Source organism: Streptomyces sp. NPDC032940 (assembly GCF_040636935.1).
GTDB lineage: Bacteria > Actinomycetota > Actinomycetes > Streptomycetales > Streptomycetaceae > Streptomyces.
In genome coordinates this window covers 105,242-120,212 of record NZ_JBEZVJ010000016.1, presented here as the reverse complement: position 1 = coordinate 120,212, position 14,971 = coordinate 105,242, and the positions used below count along the sequence as shown (strand labels likewise).

Genomic DNA, 14,971 nt, shown 5'->3' with positions numbered 1-14,971 from the left:
CGCCGAGCGCGCGCCGCCGCTACCGCACCAGCCAGGCCGTCGTGTCCGGTCCCAGCCGGCCGTCCTCCAGCGGCACGCTGGTCAGCACCACCTCGCCCGCCGGCAGGTCGACCGGCGCGGGGGAGAGGTTGGTGATGCAGCGCCAGCCGTCCGGGCGGTCGAACTGGAGCACGCCGGGCGGCACGTCCTGCGCCCAGGTCAGCGACTCGCCGTCGAGCAGCTTGCGGCGCAGCCGCAGGGCCGTGCGGTACAGCTCCAGGGTCGAGCCCGCCACTCCGTCCTGGGCCTGCACGGAGTACTCCGCGAAGCGCGCCGGCTGCGGCAGCCAGGCCTCGCCGGCGCCGAAGCCGTACGACGGTCCGCCCGTCGTCCACGGCAGCGGCACCCGGCAGCCGTCGCGGCCCTTGCGGACGTGCCCGGTCTGCTCCCAGATCGGGTCCTGGAGGACCTCGGTGGGCAGGTCGGCCACCTCGGGCAGGCCGAGCTCCTCGCCCTGGTAGACGTACGCCGATCCGGGCAGTGCCAGCATCAGCAGCGTCGCCGCGCGGGCCCGGCGCAGGCCCGCCCGCTCGTCGACCGCCGGGGCGTGGCCGCCGGACAGCAGCCAGGCGTCCGTGTCGGTGCCGGGCGGCAGGACCAGCCGGGAGGCGTGCCGGACGACGTCGTGGTTGGACAGCACCCAGGTCGCGGAGGCACCGGCGGCGTGCGCGTCGGCCAGCGAACCGGCGATGATCTCGCGCAGCTCCGCCGCGTCCCAGCGGCCCTGGAGGTACTCGAAGTTGAAGGCCTGGCCCAGTTCGTCCGGGCGGGCGTACAGCGCGCGCCGGGCGCCCGGGACCCAGGCCTCGGCCACCGCCATCCGCGGCGGGCTGTAGGCGTCGAGGATCTTGCGCCAGTCGCGGTAGACCTCGTGCACGTCGTCGCGGTCGTAGAAGGGGTGGGTGCCCGGGGCGAACTCGGCGAGCGCGGCCTCGCTGCTCAGCTCGGGGGCGCCGAGGTCGCGCAGCGGTTCGGAGAGGTCCTTGACCAGCGCGTGGGCCACGTCGACGCGGAAGCCGTCGACGCCGCGGTCGCACCAGAACTTCAGCGTGGTGCGGAAGTCGGCGCGGACCTGCTCGTTCTCCCAGTTCAGGTCGGGCTGCTGGGGGGCGAAGAGGTGCAGGTACCACTGGCCGTCCGGGACCCGCTGCCAGGCGCTGCCGCCGAAGACGGACTGCCAGTCGGTGGGCGGCAGCTCGCCGTGCTCGCCGCGGCCGTCCCGGAAGACGTAGCGGTCGCGGGCGGCCGAGCCGGGGCCCGCGCGCAGGGCCTCCTGGAACCAGGCGTGGCGGTGCGAGGTGTGGTTGGGGACCAGGTCGACGATCACCTTCAGGCCGAGCCGGTGGGCCTCGGCGGCCAGGGCGTCGAAGTCGTCCAGGGTGCCCAGGCGCGGGTCGACGTCGCGGTAGTCGTCGACGTCGTAGCCGCCGTCGGCCAGTTCGGACGGGTAGAACGGGCTGAGCCACAGGGCGTCGACGCCGAGGGCGGCCAGGTGGGTCAGGCGCTGGGTGATGCCGCGCAGGTCGCCGAGCCCGTCGCCGTCGGCGTCGGCGAAGCTGCGCGGGTAGACCTGGTAGATGACGGCCTGCCGCCACCAGTTGGGGTCCTTGGACGACAGATCGGGCGTGCTGGTGGTGCTGCGTACGGTCACGCGGTCTCCTTCGCGATGCGTGCGGGCGACACGAACAGATCTGTCCACATCACCCCAAAAGTGAACGCGCGGGTGGCGGGACGCGCCGGTGACCGTGCCCTGTCCTAGCCCTCCTCGGTGTGCTGGCGTTCGACCGCGCGCAGGTACAGGTCCACGTAACGGGCCACGTCGACGTCCAACGCGACGTCCACGAGCGGCTGTTCGCGCGTACCCTCGTGGATCTCGGACTCGCCGGGGCGGACGCGGCGGTCGACGAGGGTCTGGCCGCGGGCCGGGCCGGGGGCGAGGGACACCTCGACCGGCAGCCGGCGGGTGGTCAGGCCCTCCGGGTCGATCACCGCGCAGACCGCGCCCGCGTCGCCGAGACCGCCGCCGGGGTCGGCCTCGTCGGTGGCGGGGCCCCGGTGGGCGAGCAGCTCACCGGCGAGGCGGGTGCCGGGCTCGGTGCTCGCGCGCAGGCGGCGCACGTCGGGGCCGGGGACGATCACGCGCTGGAAGACGTCCAGCCCGTACATGGTGATCGGCACCCCGGCGGTGAGCAGGATCGCGGCCGCCTCCGGGTCGTGCCAGACGTTGAACTCGGCGACCGGCGTCGCGTTGCCGGTGGCCACGGCGCCGCCCATGAACACGATCCGCTCGATGTTGCGGGTCACCTCCGGGTGGGTGCGCAGCAGCAGGGCGATGTTGGTGGCGGGCGCGGTGGGGATCAGGGTGACCGGGTGCGGGGAGGCGAGGATCTCGCGGCGCAGCAGGGCCACGGCGTCCACGTCGGCCGGGGTGCGGGTGGGCGCGGGCAGCCCGAGGTCGCCCATGCCGTCGTGGCCGTGCACGTGCCGCGCGGTGCGTACGGCCTCGATCAGCGGACGCTCGGCGCCCCGGGGAACGGGGATGTCGGGGGCACCGGCCTGCTCCAGCACGGTCAGGGTGTTGCGCACCACGCCGTCCACGTCGGTGTTCCCGGCCACGCAGGTGACAGCCCGCAGCTCGAGCCCCGGGTGGCGGACGGCCAGCAGCAGGGCCAGGGCGTCGTCGATGCCGGTGTCGCAGTCGACGATCACGGGGACGGGCCGGTGGGAGCGGCGCGGGTGCGGATGCGGGTGCGGGTACTGAGGGCTCGGCACGGCATGGCTCCTTGTGCTGCGCGGGGGCCGGTGCGGCGACCCTACGCGGCATGACCGGCCGGGATCGGCACGGGTCCGCGCGATGCGAGTCCGCGCGATGCGGGTCCGCGCGGCAGTGGTCCGCGCGGCAGTGGTCCGCGCGGTGCGGCATCGGGTGCCCGTGCCGCGTGGGCGGGCACACGCGTGCGGGCGGTCTGGGCCGCGCGGCCCGCGCGATGTCCCGGCGCGAGCCGAGCGGCGCTCCGGCCGGGCCTCGAGGGGCCGGGGCAGAGCCGTCGGCCGACGTACCCGGCCGAAGCCGTACGCCACCCGGCACCTGCCCGACGGGGACGGGCGAGGGCGGGCCGGCACGGTCGATGCGGTGCTCTCCCTCGAGCGGGCGGGCGGCTGACGCGGCCGTACGCCACCGACCGCGTCAGGCGCCGGCCGGGGGGCCGGGCACGCGCGGGCCTCGGCGCCGCCGGGCACGCGCACCCCCGATCCTGGACCGTCGCCGTCCGTGCCGTCGGCCGGAGAGGGTGGGCGTGGGTCACTCGGACGGGGTCCCTGCGCTGGTGGCCGGGGGCGGGTGGTGGTGGTGTGGGGGCGTGATCCCATGTGACGGGCGCCCGTCGGTGGCGGGCGGATGGAGGCGGGCCCGGGGACTGACCCGCGTGCTCCTGCTCTCGGCCGCCCTGGCCGCCTGCTCCACCGCCCTGGCCGCCTGCTCCACCGACGGCCCGGACGCCCACCGCTCGTCCGGGCCCCGGACCTCGACCCCGCAATCCCCCGCCGCGCTGCCGTCGGCCCCGCCGCCGTCGGCCGCCGCGCCGCCCGCGCTCACCCCGGCCCAGGCCAACGCGGCGCTGATCACCGAGGCCGACCTGGGGGAGACCTGGGGACCGACGCTGGGGGCCGCGACCTGGCGGGACGACCTGCTCAAGGCGACCACCGGGGCCCCGGACTGCCGGCGGCTGCTGGACGTCCTCTACACCGAGGACCTGTTCGACACCGCTCCGGACCCCCGCGCGACGGCCGCCCTGGACGACTACGCCGGCGGGGCCCAGCTGCACTACCGGATCGTCTCCGACCGCGCCGCCGGACTCGACCGGACGCTGGCCTGGCTGGCGAAGCTGCCGGACACGTGCGGGCACTTCACCGCCGAGGCCGCCGACGGGGCCGGCCGGGACGTGCGGGTCACCGGCGTCACGCTGCCCGAGGCGGGCGACGCCCGGCACGCGCTGCGGGTCACGGTGGCCGGTACGACGGCCGACGCCGGGCCCGCCGTCCTCACCGTGGACCTCGCCGCCGTCCGGGTCGGCGACGACGCGATCGGCGTGACCAACGGCGCCCTGGGCGAGCCGGACGAGGACGCCACCCTGACCGCCGTGGAGACCGGCGCCGCGCGGCTGGCCGAGATCCGGCGCCAGGGCCGGGCCCAGGTGTGACCTTGCGGTGCCGGCCCGTCAGCCGTCGCGGTCGAAGCGCTGCCGGTGGGTGACCACGTCGCGGGCGACGTCGTGGACGGTACGGCTCCGGGCGAAGGCGGCACCGCGCAACCGGGCCAGCGCCTCGTCGGCGCCGACGCCCAGCTGGGCCATGATCATGCCGACGGCCTGGTGGACCTCGTCGCGGCCGGCGGCCAGCCCGCTCAGCCAGGTGTCCTCCGCGCCGTCGAAGGCGTACTCCTCCCCGCGCGGCAGCGCCGTCAGGGCCGTGGTCATGACCCCGGCCAGGAGGCGGGCCGTGTTCAGCTCGGGCCCGGTGAGGCCCCCGGGGGTCTCGCGGTAGAGGTCGAGCGTGCCGACGCACACCGCCTCGCTGCCCAGCGGCAGCGCGTAGACGGCGTTCACGCCGACGGCCGTCGCCTGCTGGGCGAAGACGGGCCAGCGGTCGGCGTCGGCGCCGGAGCGCAGATCGCGGGCGAGCACCGGGGCGCCCGTCTCGGCGGCCCGCACACACGGCCCGTCGCCGAGGGTGGCCTGGATCTCCGCGAGGTACGCGGCCCGGTCTCCGCTGGCGCACAGCCGGACCGGGAGCCCGTCGCCGCCGCGCAGCGACGCGCTCGCGCCGCTCACCGGCAGCAGCCTGACCGCGACCACGCAGAGGCGTTCCGGCACCCCGCCGGACGGGCTGCCGCGCGCCTCGCCGCCGGGCGGCTCCCCGCCCGGCGGCCACCGGGGGTCGTCGCTGGGCCGCACGCCCACCGCCTCCTTCACTCACGCGGCCGGAAGCCCCGACTACCCGTGGCCCGCCGGAGGAAACGGCGAGGCCCGGCCGCTACAGCGGAGGCTGCGCGGGCGCCGGGCCCAGCGTGGTGGTGCCCGGGGCCGTGCGGTGCCCGAGGCCGGTGCGATAGGCGTCCAGGGCCGCCTCCACCCGCCCGGTGCGGCGCAGCAGATCGCCCAGCAGCCGGCACAGGTCGGCCAGGTCACCGGCCGCGCCCGCCCGCTCCAGCAGGCTCAGCGCGCGCACGTAGTGCTCCTCGGCGGCCTCGGTGTCGCCGGTGTCCTCGGCGATGATGCCCAGCAGCCGGTGCGCGCCCGCCGCGTGCACGGCCCCGCGTTCGGAGGACAGGTCGTGCAGCACCCCGCGCAGCAGTCCGGCCGCCTCGTCGGACTTGCCGCGCCGGTGCAGCACGTCGGCCAGCTCCACGGCGACCTGACTGCTGTAGAGGGCGGCACGGGTGGCCGACAGCATCTCCAGGGCCTGGCGCATCTCCTCCTCCGCGCGGGCGAGTTCGCCGTTCTGCGCGCAGACGTAGCCGCGCATCCAGTGGCAGTTGGCCAGCTCGGTGCGCAGCTGCAGCGTGCGGTACAGCTCGGCCGCCTTGGCCAGGGAGGCATCCGCCTCGGCGAGCCGGCCCTCCGCGAGGAGTGTGCGGGCGACCGAGCGGTGCATGCGGGCCACCAGTGCCGGATCGCCGGCCCGGGGCGCGAGCGCGAGGGCCAGCTCGGCGGCCTGGGCGGCCCGCGCGTGCGCGCCCATGTCCATGTACGGGCCGATGACGCTCGCGTAGAGCAGCAGCAGCGCGTCGGGGTCGTGCAGACCGCCGCGGTTCAGCTCGTCGAGGGTGGTCTCCAGGAGGTAGACCGCGTACCGGAGTTCCCCGGCGAGGTAGTGGGTGAGGGCCCGTCCGCGCAGGGCCGGGACGCGGGCCGGAAGCGGCGCGCCGGCGTCGGTCAGGCACTCCTCGGCCCGCTCGAAGCAGCCCCGTCCGGTCACCAGTTCGCCGGTCTCCACCGCGCACTCGCCGAGCCCGAGCAGTGCCGCGGCCCGCACCTCGGGCAGCTCGTACTCCTCGGCCTCCGCGAGCAGTTCGCCGTACTGCCCGGCCGCCTGCTCGGCGCCGCCGGTGGCCAGCGTGCGCTGCGCCTCGGTGAGCCGGAGCCGCAGGTCGGTGGCGAGCCGTGCCGGACGGCCGGTGGCCAGCTCCTCGTAGCCGACGCCGAGCCGCTCGGCGAGGTGCCGCAGCGCCTCGTCGGAGGGTCGTACGCGGCCCGCCTCGAGGGTGGAGATGTAGGCGGGCGTGTACGCCGGTTCGGCGAGCTGGCGCTGCGTCATGCCGCGTTCGGCCCGCAGCCGCTGCACCCGGCGTCCGATCGCCACGCGGTCTTCACGGTCCCCCACTGCCAACTCCCCCTGTGCCTCTTGCCGTTCCGGCCCGGCGGCCCTAGGTTAAATCGCGAATTAAGCATGCTTAACCGTGCCCGACAGCCTCCCACACCTTCCCCCAGAGGACGCCGTGCCCGACCGCACACGCACCGTCGAACGGTACGCCAGGGGCGCCGTCGCCGCCGTCGCGGCCGTGGCCGCCCTGGTCCTGGCCGCCAACGCGGGCCCGACGCAGTCGGAGGAGCGCCCGTCGGAGAGCGGGATCGGCCTGGTGGAGGACGGCGGCGGCCGGGCCGAGGACGCCGGCGGATCGCTGGCGTCGGCCGTCCGGCCCGAGGAGAGCACGCCGGCAGCACAGCCCGGATCGCGCTGAGCACACCACGATCCCCGGAAGGTCCCGGAGAGTCCAGGAGGGTCCCGGGGACCTCGTCAGTCCGGCAGTGCCTCGCGCAGCGCCTCGTCGAGGCGGGCCGCCAGTTCCGCGTCGCCCGGCGGGTACTCGGTGAACAGTGCGCCGAGCTGGGTGGTGAAGGTCTGCGTGAAGGCGCCGTACAGCGGGGTGCGGGGGCGGTGGACCGCCCGTTGCAGGGCCGGGAGCAGGGTGTGGCGGGCGTAGGCCGGGCGGCCCGCGGCGTCGCGGGGCATGGTGTCGGCGCCTTCGCCCGTGGGGGCCGCCGAGGGCATCGCGACGGGCACCGCGCAGGTCACGGCGTCGTCCACGTAGGCCGAGGTGCGGGTGGCCGCGAACCCGGCGTCCAGCAGGCAGCGTTCGCTCTCCTCGCCGGTGAGGAACCTGATCAGGTCGGCCGCCTTCCCGGACCGCTGGGACGCCGAGGTCACGGCGAGGTTCTGGCCGCCGAGCACGGCCCGGCCCGGCAGCGCGGTGACGCCGAGCCGGTCACCGGGGAAGGCCTGCGAGAGGGCCGGGTAGGCGTACGGCCACTGCCGCAGGAACGTGGTGCGGCCGGCGGCGAAGTCGCCGAGCGAGGCCGCCTCGTCGGAGTGGGCGGCGTCCGGGAGGATGTACGGCGCCTCGGTGCGGCCGCGCAGCTCGGCGATGCCCCGTGTCAGCTCCTCGACGGTGGCGTCGTAATGGCCGTCCTCGTCGGTGAGCGTGGCGCCGGGCACCGCCGACGCGAACGCCTCGACGGCGTTGACCGTGCGTCCCTCGTACGCGGCCAGCTGGGTCGTCCAGCCCTTCTCGTAGCCGGTGGGCTTGTGGTCGTTGAGGGTCTCGATCAGCTTCCGCAGCCGCGTCCAGTCCACGCCGGCGCCCAGGTCGGTGTGCTGGACGCCGGCCTGCCGCAGATGGTCGCGCCGGTAGTAGAGCAGGCCGACGTCGCTGTTGAAGGGAACGGCGTACACCTCTCCGTCCCAGCGGGCCGTGCTCGCCACGGGGGCGATGACGTCTTGGTCGAGCAGCGACTCGGGCAGCGGTCCGATCAGCCCGGCGGCGGCGAACTCCGGGACCCAGGTGACGTCCAGGTTGACCACGTCGTAGGCGGCGCTGCCGGACTGGAGGGCGCCGAGGAGCTGGCTGCGCTGCTCGTCGGCGTTGCCGGGGAGCTCGACCAGCCGGGCCCGGTAGCCGGAACCGGCCTTCTCCTGCCGGTCGTTCCAGGCGTCGATGAGCCGCTGGCGGACGCCGTTCTTGCCGGTGACGTCCCGGCCGCTGGCGACCACGATGTCGCCGGGCACGTCCGCCGACGGGGACGCCGCAAAACCGCCGCCGGCGTCCCCGTCCCCGGCGCCGGTGCAGGCGGTGACGGGCAGGAGCAGGGCCAGCACGACCGGCAGGGCCCAGCGCGCGGCGAGCCGTCGCCCGTGTGAGAGCCGTGGGCGCATCAGTCCTCCCCCGTTCCGGTGCGCGCGACCTCGTCGTGCAGGGCGGCACCGAGGTCGTCGTCGGCGTCCAGGCAGCGGCCGCCGCTCGCCTGGGAGATCCGGGCGTCCGGCTTCCCCGGGTCGCAGCCGCCCCCGGCGAGCGAGACCATCGCGACCGGCACCTTCACCGCACGCGCCAGGGTGAGGACGTCCTCGAGGCGGTCGCCGGTGAGCCGGGACACGTCCTCGTCGTCGGTGACGAAGACGATCAGGCCGGGGCGCTCGTCGTCGACGCCCCGCCGCTCCATGTCGTCGAGGGCGGCGCGCAGCGCCCGGTACGGGTCGGCCTGGGCGTCCCGCACCTCCGCCGTCCGGTCGACGGTGCGCTCGGCGTCCTTGCGGGCGTGGCGGCCGAAGGGCAGCAGGGTGTCGTACGGGTCTCCGTCCTCGCCGTACACCGCCCACACGCCGTACTCGTCCCGGGCGCCGAGCCCGCCGAGCGACTGTTTCAGCAGTCCGGGGCCGCCGCTGGGCCCCTCCCAGCGGCCGGCCATCGAGCCGGAGCTGTCGAGCAGGAACAACACCCGGCCGGGGCCGCCCGCGGCCCGGTAGCTCTCCAGGGACGCCTCCATCGCGTCCCGCCCGGCCGACTCGGTCAGCGGCGCCGGCGCCCGCAGCACCGAGCCGGGGTCCTCGGGGGTGTCCAGCAGGGCGCGGCTGCCGGTGGCCGCCCGGAACCCGGCCCGGGCGAACGCCTCGCGCCCGCGCTCACCGGTGAGCCAGGTCCGGAACCGGCCGGCCGCGTCGTCCCGGTCCGCCTCGTCGCGGTCGGCGCCCTGCCAGCGGACGCGGACGAAGACGGGCTCCAGACCGGGCACGTCGCCGGGGTACTGGGCCATGCGCGGGGTGCGGCGGGCGCTGTCGCAGCCGACGCCGCTGCGCATCAGGAACTCGGGGACGAGGGCGGCGGTGCGGTCGTCCACGGCGTCGTCGTCGGGCAGCGTGCACAGCAGGTCGGCGGCGGTCGGGGAGGGCGGTCCCGGCTGGGCGACGCGGTCCTCGGCACGGGGGTCGCCGGGGGCGGTGCCGGCGTACAGGCCGACGGTGGCGAGCAGGCCGGTGTCGGTGAACTCGGGGTCCGGCCGGCGCACTTCGGCGTCGGCGCGCCGGGCGAGCAGGGCGTCGATCATGCGGTTGAGCGGGGGGCCCGAGCGTTCGTCCAGCGACTCGGCGGCGACGGCCTGCGGGACGGCGAGCACGATCGGGGAGTACGCGAACGCCTCGTCGTCCGGTTCCAGCACGGCCACGGCGTCGGTGTCCTGGCCCTCGGCCACGCGGGCGACGTCGGCGCGCGAGCCGGGTATCCAGACGTCCGGCTGCGGGCCGACGTCGCGCTGCGGGTTGGTGTCGTCGTCGCGGGGCTCCTGCCAGGCGCCGGTCCGCTTGCGCAGGGCGGTGACCGTGTCGGCGGCGCCCGCGCTGTACACGGTGATGCCGCTGCGGCGGCAGCCGTCGCCGGTGGTGTTCTCCTCCGACGTCAGGTACGCGTCGGAGGCTTCGCGGACGGTGGCCTCCAGGTCGGGGTCGGTCAGGACGCGCAGCTCCAGGGGCGGTGCGCAGGAGGCCGACGGGTCGCCGCCCGGCGCGACGATCCGGTACAGGCCGACGCCGACGACGGCCAGGAAGGCCAGCAGAAGCCCTCCGGTCCCCAGCAGCCCCGGCCACGGCCGGCGCCGCCCCGACCCGCCCCGCCGCTGCGGGTCACCCGGTCCCGCGCCGCCCCGGCGCCCCGGACCCGACGGCATCGGCCACCGGCGGAAGCGTCCCGCCCCGTCCCGCCGTTCCGCGGCACCCGCCGGACCGCCGGCGCCCCGCGGCCCCTCGCCAGGCCGACGCTCCGGACCCGCCGGCCCCAGCCACCGCCGAAGCCGGCCCGGACCACGCCGCCGCTCCGGGTCACCCGCCCGGTCGCCGGCGCCCCGCCGGCCCGGGCCCGGCTCCCCGTCCGAGCCGCCCCGCCCGCCGGTGCCGGCCTCGCCGGAGCCGTGGGCCGGAACGCTCGCGTCCGGCTTCCGTCCGTCCCCGTGGCCCGGGCCCTCGGGACGCCCGGACGGGCCGTCGCCCCGCCCCGGGCCGCCCCCGCGCCCCGAAGAGCCGCCCTGCCGCCCCGCGCTCGAGCTGCCTTCCTGCCCCGGGCCGTTCCCGGGCCCCGACGAGTCGCCCTGCCTCCCCGGACCGTCCCCACGCCCCGGGCGGTACCCGTCCTCCCGGCCCGCCTCCGCGCCGCCCCCGGCCTCCTCGCCCCGGCCCGCCTCCGCGCCGCCGACGAGGTCCGCACCCGCCCCGCCGACGGGCACCGCACCCGCCCCGCGCCCGGGCTCCGGGCCCCTCCCCGGCTCCGTACCGGGTCCGGACGGGTGCCCGTGCCCGGCCCCCGCATCACCGTCCTCCCCCGGACCGGCGCCCCCGCCGGGCACCTTCCCCCGCCCGGACGACGGCGCCGCCTCCCCGCCCGCCGGGTCATCCTGCCCTCCCGCGTCCCCCGCCTCCGGCGCACGGCCGGGCGCGGCCACCCGGCGCCACGGGAACCGGGTGGCCGCGCCACCGCCGGACGCACCCGCCGCGAGCAGGACGTCCTCCTCCGGCTCGGTGCGGCTCTGCGGTTCCCACGGGTCGCCGCGCACGGTCCGGTGGCCGTCGCCCGTCATCCGCGCGCGCACCGCGTCCGCGAGGCCGCGGAACCACACCTCCTCGTCGCCGTTGTCCAGCAGCGCGACGAGCTCCTCGGTGAAGGGCGTCGGGGTGCCCGGATCGCCCGCGTCGATCCGGTGGTTGGCCTGCACGCTCATCAGCAGCAGCACGCGCCGCTTGTCCCGGAACGTCTCCCAGATCCAGGCCGCGTTGCCCGCGAAGCAGCAGTCCAGGACGACGACGATCCGCCGCGCCGCACTCGCCGCGAGCACCGTCAGCACGGTGCTGAACATCTCCGCACCCGGGAAGACCGCGTGCCCGCCCGCCACCACGCTCGCGTTGCGCATCTGCAGGAACAGCTCGTCGCCCGCGCTCGGTATCGCCCCGTGCCCGGCGAAGTACAGCAGCAGGACGCCCTCGGCCTCGTCGGCGGCGGTCCGCAGCGCCCGGCCGAAGTGGACCTGGTCCGGCGAACGGCACACCGTGATCTCCCGGTCGCGGAAGACCCGGCCGCGCCGCAGCGCGTCCCGCAGCCGGTCCAGGTTGTGCCGGACCGCGGGAAGATCGCCGGGCACCCCGTACGGCGGCTCGGTCAGGTCGTACGTGGAGACCCCGACCAGCAGCGCCCGGTTCTGCTGCCCCCGCGGGTCGTGACCGGTCACCGGTCGCCTACCTGTCGTCGAGGTTCACCGGCTCGACGCGCGCCTCGGGCGGCTCGCCGTCCTCCACCTCGCTGCGGTTGGCCCGCCATGCCTCCACGGCCCTCTTGACCTGGTCCAGCACCTCCTGGACCACCACGGCGGCGCCGCCCCCGACGAACGCCACGACGATCTCCATGCCGATGCCCATGGGCGCGCCGGCCTCGTCGGCCCGGCGCCGTTCGTCGATGCGCAGCCGGCCGGCGCGGACCAGCTCGTCGAGCGGTTTCTCCCGCGCCAGCCACTTGTGCAGGGCCCCGATGTCACTCTCGCTCGCGGTGCCGTCCAGCCGGACCCGGACACCGCACGTCACCACTCCGTCCCCCTCAGCCATAACTCACCATCATGGCACCGGTGTTGCACACAGGGGAGGTCTCGGACGCCGATGCCGCGAGGGAGTGGGCGTCAGCCCTGGGTCTGCAACCGGCTGAGCCCCCGCTGCACATGGTCCAGCGCGCCCTCGCGCCGCCCGGGGACCCTGCCCCGCAACGCGGCCAGCGCGGCGCCCAGTTCGCGGGCCGCCGCGGCATCGCGGATCCGGCCCCACTGGTGGTGGGCCCGGTCCACGGCCGCCTCCACGGCGGGCGTCCCCGGGGCCTGCCCGGCCCGCAGCCGGGCCTCGGCCACCGTCAGCCAGGCCCGGCAGCTGCGCACCGCGTCGCCGGCGAACATCGCCAGGTCGGCCCGGACCTCCGCCCAGTGCAACGCGTCCTCGGATGCGGGCCCGAGCGCCAGGGCGGCGGCCCGCTCGTGGCGGGCGGCGAGCGCGTCGGCGTCCCCGTGCCGCCCGGCCCGTACGGCGTCGGCGATGACGGCGTGCGGGTCGCCCGCCGGCGGCGCCGGCGTCAGCACCAGATCCGCACCGCTGCCACCGGCCTCGTCCGCACAGCGGGCCAGCGCCTGCTGGTGCAGCTGGTCCGGCGGCGGCCGGTGCCCGCTGCGCAGGATCGTCGCGATGCCGCGCATGTACGCGGGGGCGGCCACGGTCCGCCGCCCGGGCGGCGGCGCGATGCGACCGTAAACGGCGTTGTCGCGCCCCGAGTCCAGCGGGTGGGTCCGCAGCCACTCCCAGGTCTCCTGGTCGGCGTGCAGATCGAGCAGCAGCGTCGTCGCACCGGTCGGACGCAGCCGCAGTTCCTCGCGGATCCAGTGCCAGGGCAGGGCGGTGTAGCGGACCGTGGCGGGCGTCGTGCGGGCCAGCGCCAGATGGGGCAGGCGCTCGCGCCGGTCCAGCTGGAGCTGCCCGGTGATGTACACGGTGAGCGGGCCGGGGGCCGCCGCCGCGGCGCGGAGCCGGGTGAGGACGGCCTGCGGCTCCAGCGGGTCGGCGAGTTCGACGACGTTGGCCGTGTCCGTCCCGGCCAGCACGGCGGGCGGCACGGCGGCGAGCACGGGGAGCACGGAGGCCGCGTCCACCAGGCACCCCCGGCCCACGGGCGACGCCGCGAGCAGCAGCACGGTTCCGGGCATGTCCCCTCCCCCTGTCGATCACGTACGGCAGCACGGTAACCGCTGCGGCTGCAAAGCGGGCACTCAGCCGGCCGGGCCGTCCGGGCCGGCGAGGTCTTTCAGCCGCCGCACCGCGAACACCGTGGTGTCGTCGACCAGCCGTGACCGGCTGTGCCGCAGCGTGCCGTCCCGGACGAGGGCCACCAGCCGCCTCGGGGCCGCGCTGCGGCGGTCGGCGGCGACGGCGCGGGCCACGTCGTCGGCGAGCGGGTAGAAGCGTCCCTCGTGGTCGCGGGACTCGGTCACGCCGTCGGTGACCACCAGCAGCGTCTCGTCCGGGGCGAGGGCCAGCCGGTGCACCACCACCGACGGGCCGGGGACGAGGTCGCCCATGCCCAGCGGCAGTCCGCCGACGGCCGGCAGACGCCGCACCCCCCGCGGGCCGACCGCCAGCGGGGGTTCGTGGCCGAAGACGACGGCGTCCACGGTGTCGGGCCGCTCGGGGGAGAACTCGACCAGCACGGCGGTGGCGAAGCGGTCCCCGCCGGTCTCGCCGACGGCCGCCGAGTGCCTGCGGTGGCGCAGGATGCGGACCTCCAGGCGTTCGGCGACCGTCGCGAGGTCCTTCTCGTGATAGCCGGCCTCGCGGAACGTGCTGAGCAGCGCGGCCGCCGTCTCCACCGCGCCCAGCCCCTTGCCCTGCACGTCGCCGACGAGGACCCGGGTGCCGTACGGGCTGGGCTGGACGTCGTAGAAGTCGCCGCCGACGCGGGCCTCGGTGTCCGCGGAGAGATAGACGGCCGCGAGCTCCAGGCCCCCGAACTCCTCCGGGAGCGGGCGCAGCACGGTGCGGCGGGTGGTGTCGGCGATGTCCCGCATGTGCAGCATGCGCCGCTCGCCGCCGACCCGGACCCCGGCGGCGGCCACGGCGATGAGGCCGCCGAGGACGACGAGGACCAGGCCGGACACGGTGGTCCGCGCCTGGTGCTGCCAGACGTTGTCGGCGAGGACGTAGACGACGACCGATAGCACCGCGAGGGCCGCCGTGCCCAGCACTCCGCAGACCGCGGCGGCGACGCCGGGCACCAGAACGGTCCAGGAGATGATCTCGAACGTGCTGGTGCTGACGTCGGTCGCGGCGATGCCGCCGAGCAGGACGAGCGGGAAGAGCCAGGCGACGTTCCTGCCCCGCACGCTCAGCAGCCGGTGCCGGGACGTGGCGTCCCCCCGGCCGGCGGCCCGCACGAGCTCCTCGATCAGCCGCCACCGGCCGCGCACCGGCCCCTCGGGGCGACCTCTCGCGCGACCCCTCACGGACCTCAGCGAAACACGTGCTCCCTGGGCCCGCATCCTGACTTGCCACCCGACGCCGCCGGGTGTGCTCTGGTAGACGGGGGCGAGGAGAGGAGTGCTCTCATGGCTCACGCGGTACCCACGCGCAGAACGTCCGCCGGCACCCACCGCAGCACCGACGTCTTCGGCCCGCGGACCCACCTGGTGATGAAGTGGGCGGTGCCCGTCGTGGCCGGGCTGGTCTACGGCTACTGGGCGGCGGCCAACCGGCGCTACGGCGGTCCGGTCACCGGCTGGAACCTGCTGTTCGGCTTCATGACCGCGCTCGCGTTCGTCATCCTGTACGCCGTCGTCCGGTCGGTGGCCGAGCGACTGCCGCGTGAGGGCCACGCGGTGCTGTGGGGCGCCTTCGCCGGCAGCGCGCTGGGCTTCCTCTACGCCCAGAGCGGCGTGGCCATGTTCACCTGCATCCTCGCGTCGCTGCTGCTGGCGGGCGCGGTGGCGGCCGCGTTGTTCTACGTCTTCTACTCGCGCGAGGACGCGACGGGCCACCGCGTCACCTGAATCCCGCACCCGGCGGCGGTTCCCACGCGCTGCGGCTCCCGGGCCCC

12 protein-coding genes are annotated in these 14,971 nt (G+C 76.6%); 3 read left to right on the top strand and 9 right to left on the bottom strand.

From position 1 onward, the window contains the following. Positions 1-19: 19 nt before the first annotated feature. Positions 20-1,690, bottom strand: coding sequence for an alpha-amylase family glycosyl hydrolase (locus AB0E77_RS20555; RefSeq protein ID WP_361572650.1), 1,671 nt, complete (start codon positions 1,688-1,690; stop codon positions 20-22). A gap of 104 nt (positions 1,691-1,794) precedes the next feature. Beyond that, positions 1,795-2,811, bottom strand: a complete 1,017-nt coding sequence (locus tag AB0E77_RS20550) for a nucleoside hydrolase (RefSeq protein ID WP_361572648.1) — start codon at positions 2,809-2,811, stop codon at positions 1,795-1,797. 653 nt (positions 2,812-3,464) lie between these two features. On the opposite strand from AB0E77_RS20550, the gene AB0E77_RS20545 reads away from it, so the two are divergent. Next, on the top strand, positions 3,465-4,238 hold the full coding sequence (locus AB0E77_RS20545) for a hypothetical protein (protein ID WP_361572646.1): 774 nt from the start codon (positions 3,465-3,467) through the stop codon (positions 4,236-4,238). An 18-nt stretch (positions 4,239-4,256) separates the two neighbouring features. Here the strand turns inward: AB0E77_RS20545 and AB0E77_RS20540 are convergent, their stop codons facing one another. Both AB0E77_RS20540 and AB0E77_RS20535 read right to left on the bottom strand, forming a co-directional pair. Then, the gene (locus AB0E77_RS20540; protein ID WP_361572644.1) at positions 4,257-4,991 is read right to left on the bottom strand and encodes a GAF and ANTAR domain-containing protein; all 735 of its coding nucleotides are present in this window, start codon (positions 4,989-4,991) and stop codon (positions 4,257-4,259) included. Between the two features lie 79 nt (positions 4,992-5,070). After that, positions 5,071-6,420, bottom strand: coding sequence for a helix-turn-helix transcriptional regulator (locus AB0E77_RS20535; protein WP_361572642.1), 1,350 nt, complete (start codon positions 6,418-6,420; stop codon positions 5,071-5,073). A gap of 115 nt (positions 6,421-6,535) precedes the next feature. Between AB0E77_RS20535 and AB0E77_RS20530 the strand changes: the two genes are divergently transcribed. Beyond that, positions 6,536-6,778, top strand: coding sequence for a hypothetical protein (locus tag AB0E77_RS20530; protein ID WP_361572722.1), 243 nt, complete (start codon positions 6,536-6,538; stop codon positions 6,776-6,778). A gap of 56 nt (positions 6,779-6,834) precedes the next feature. Here AB0E77_RS20530 and AB0E77_RS20525 read toward each other — a convergent pair whose 3' ends face one another. The 5 genes from AB0E77_RS20525 to AB0E77_RS20505 form a co-directional block, all read right to left on the bottom strand. Then, the gene (locus AB0E77_RS20525; protein ID WP_361572640.1) at positions 6,835-8,250 is read right to left on the bottom strand and encodes an extracellular solute-binding protein; all 1,416 of its coding nucleotides are present in this window, start codon (positions 8,248-8,250) and stop codon (positions 6,835-6,837) included. Continuing rightward, a complete protein-coding gene (locus AB0E77_RS20520; RefSeq protein ID WP_361572638.1) occupies positions 8,250-11,582 on the bottom strand; it encodes a substrate-binding domain-containing protein in 3,333 nt (1,110 codons plus the stop codon). Before AB0E77_RS20520 ends, AB0E77_RS20525 begins: the two co-directional genes overlap by 1 nt. Positions 11,583-11,589: 7 nt before the next feature. Next, positions 11,590-11,952, bottom strand: a complete 363-nt coding sequence (locus AB0E77_RS20515) for a hypothetical protein (protein WP_361572636.1) — start codon at positions 11,950-11,952, stop codon at positions 11,590-11,592. Positions 11,953-12,023: 71 nt separating this feature from the next. Beyond that, positions 12,024-13,088 (bottom strand): hypothetical protein, encoded by a 1,065-nt coding sequence (locus AB0E77_RS20510; RefSeq protein WP_361572634.1) that lies wholly within the window; start codon positions 13,086-13,088, stop codon positions 12,024-12,026. A gap of 63 nt (positions 13,089-13,151) precedes the next feature. After that, entirely contained in the window at positions 13,152-14,381 is a 1,230-nt protein-coding gene (locus tag AB0E77_RS20505) for a PP2C family protein-serine/threonine phosphatase (protein WP_361572632.1), read from the bottom strand. 102 nt (positions 14,382-14,483) lie between these two features. Between AB0E77_RS20505 and AB0E77_RS20500 the strand changes: the two genes are divergently transcribed. Then, positions 14,484-14,924 carry a hypothetical protein gene (locus AB0E77_RS20500; RefSeq protein WP_361572630.1) on the top strand — a complete coding sequence of 147 codons (441 nt, stop codon included), beginning with the start codon at positions 14,484-14,486 and terminating at the stop codon, positions 14,922-14,924. The last annotated feature ends 47 nt before the right edge of the window (positions 14,925-14,971 follow it).

What these genes read in the sequence shown, in the direction of transcription:
- AB0E77_RS20525 (WP_361572640.1), bottom strand. Translation starts at nt 8,250, where the DNA reads ATGCGCCCACGGCTCTCACACGGGCGACGGCTCGCCGCGCGCTGGGCC.
- AB0E77_RS20515 (WP_361572636.1), bottom strand. Translation starts at nt 11,952, where the DNA reads ATGGCTGAGGGGGACGGAGTGGTGACGTGCGGTGTCCGGGTCCGGCTG.
- AB0E77_RS20510 (WP_361572634.1), bottom strand. Translation starts at nt 13,088, where the DNA reads ATGCCCGGAACCGTGCTGCTGCTCGCGGCGTCGCCCGTGGGCCGGGGG.
- AB0E77_RS20500 (WP_361572630.1), top strand. Translation starts at nt 14,484, where the DNA reads ATGGCTCACGCGGTACCCACGCGCAGAACGTCCGCCGGCACCCACCGC.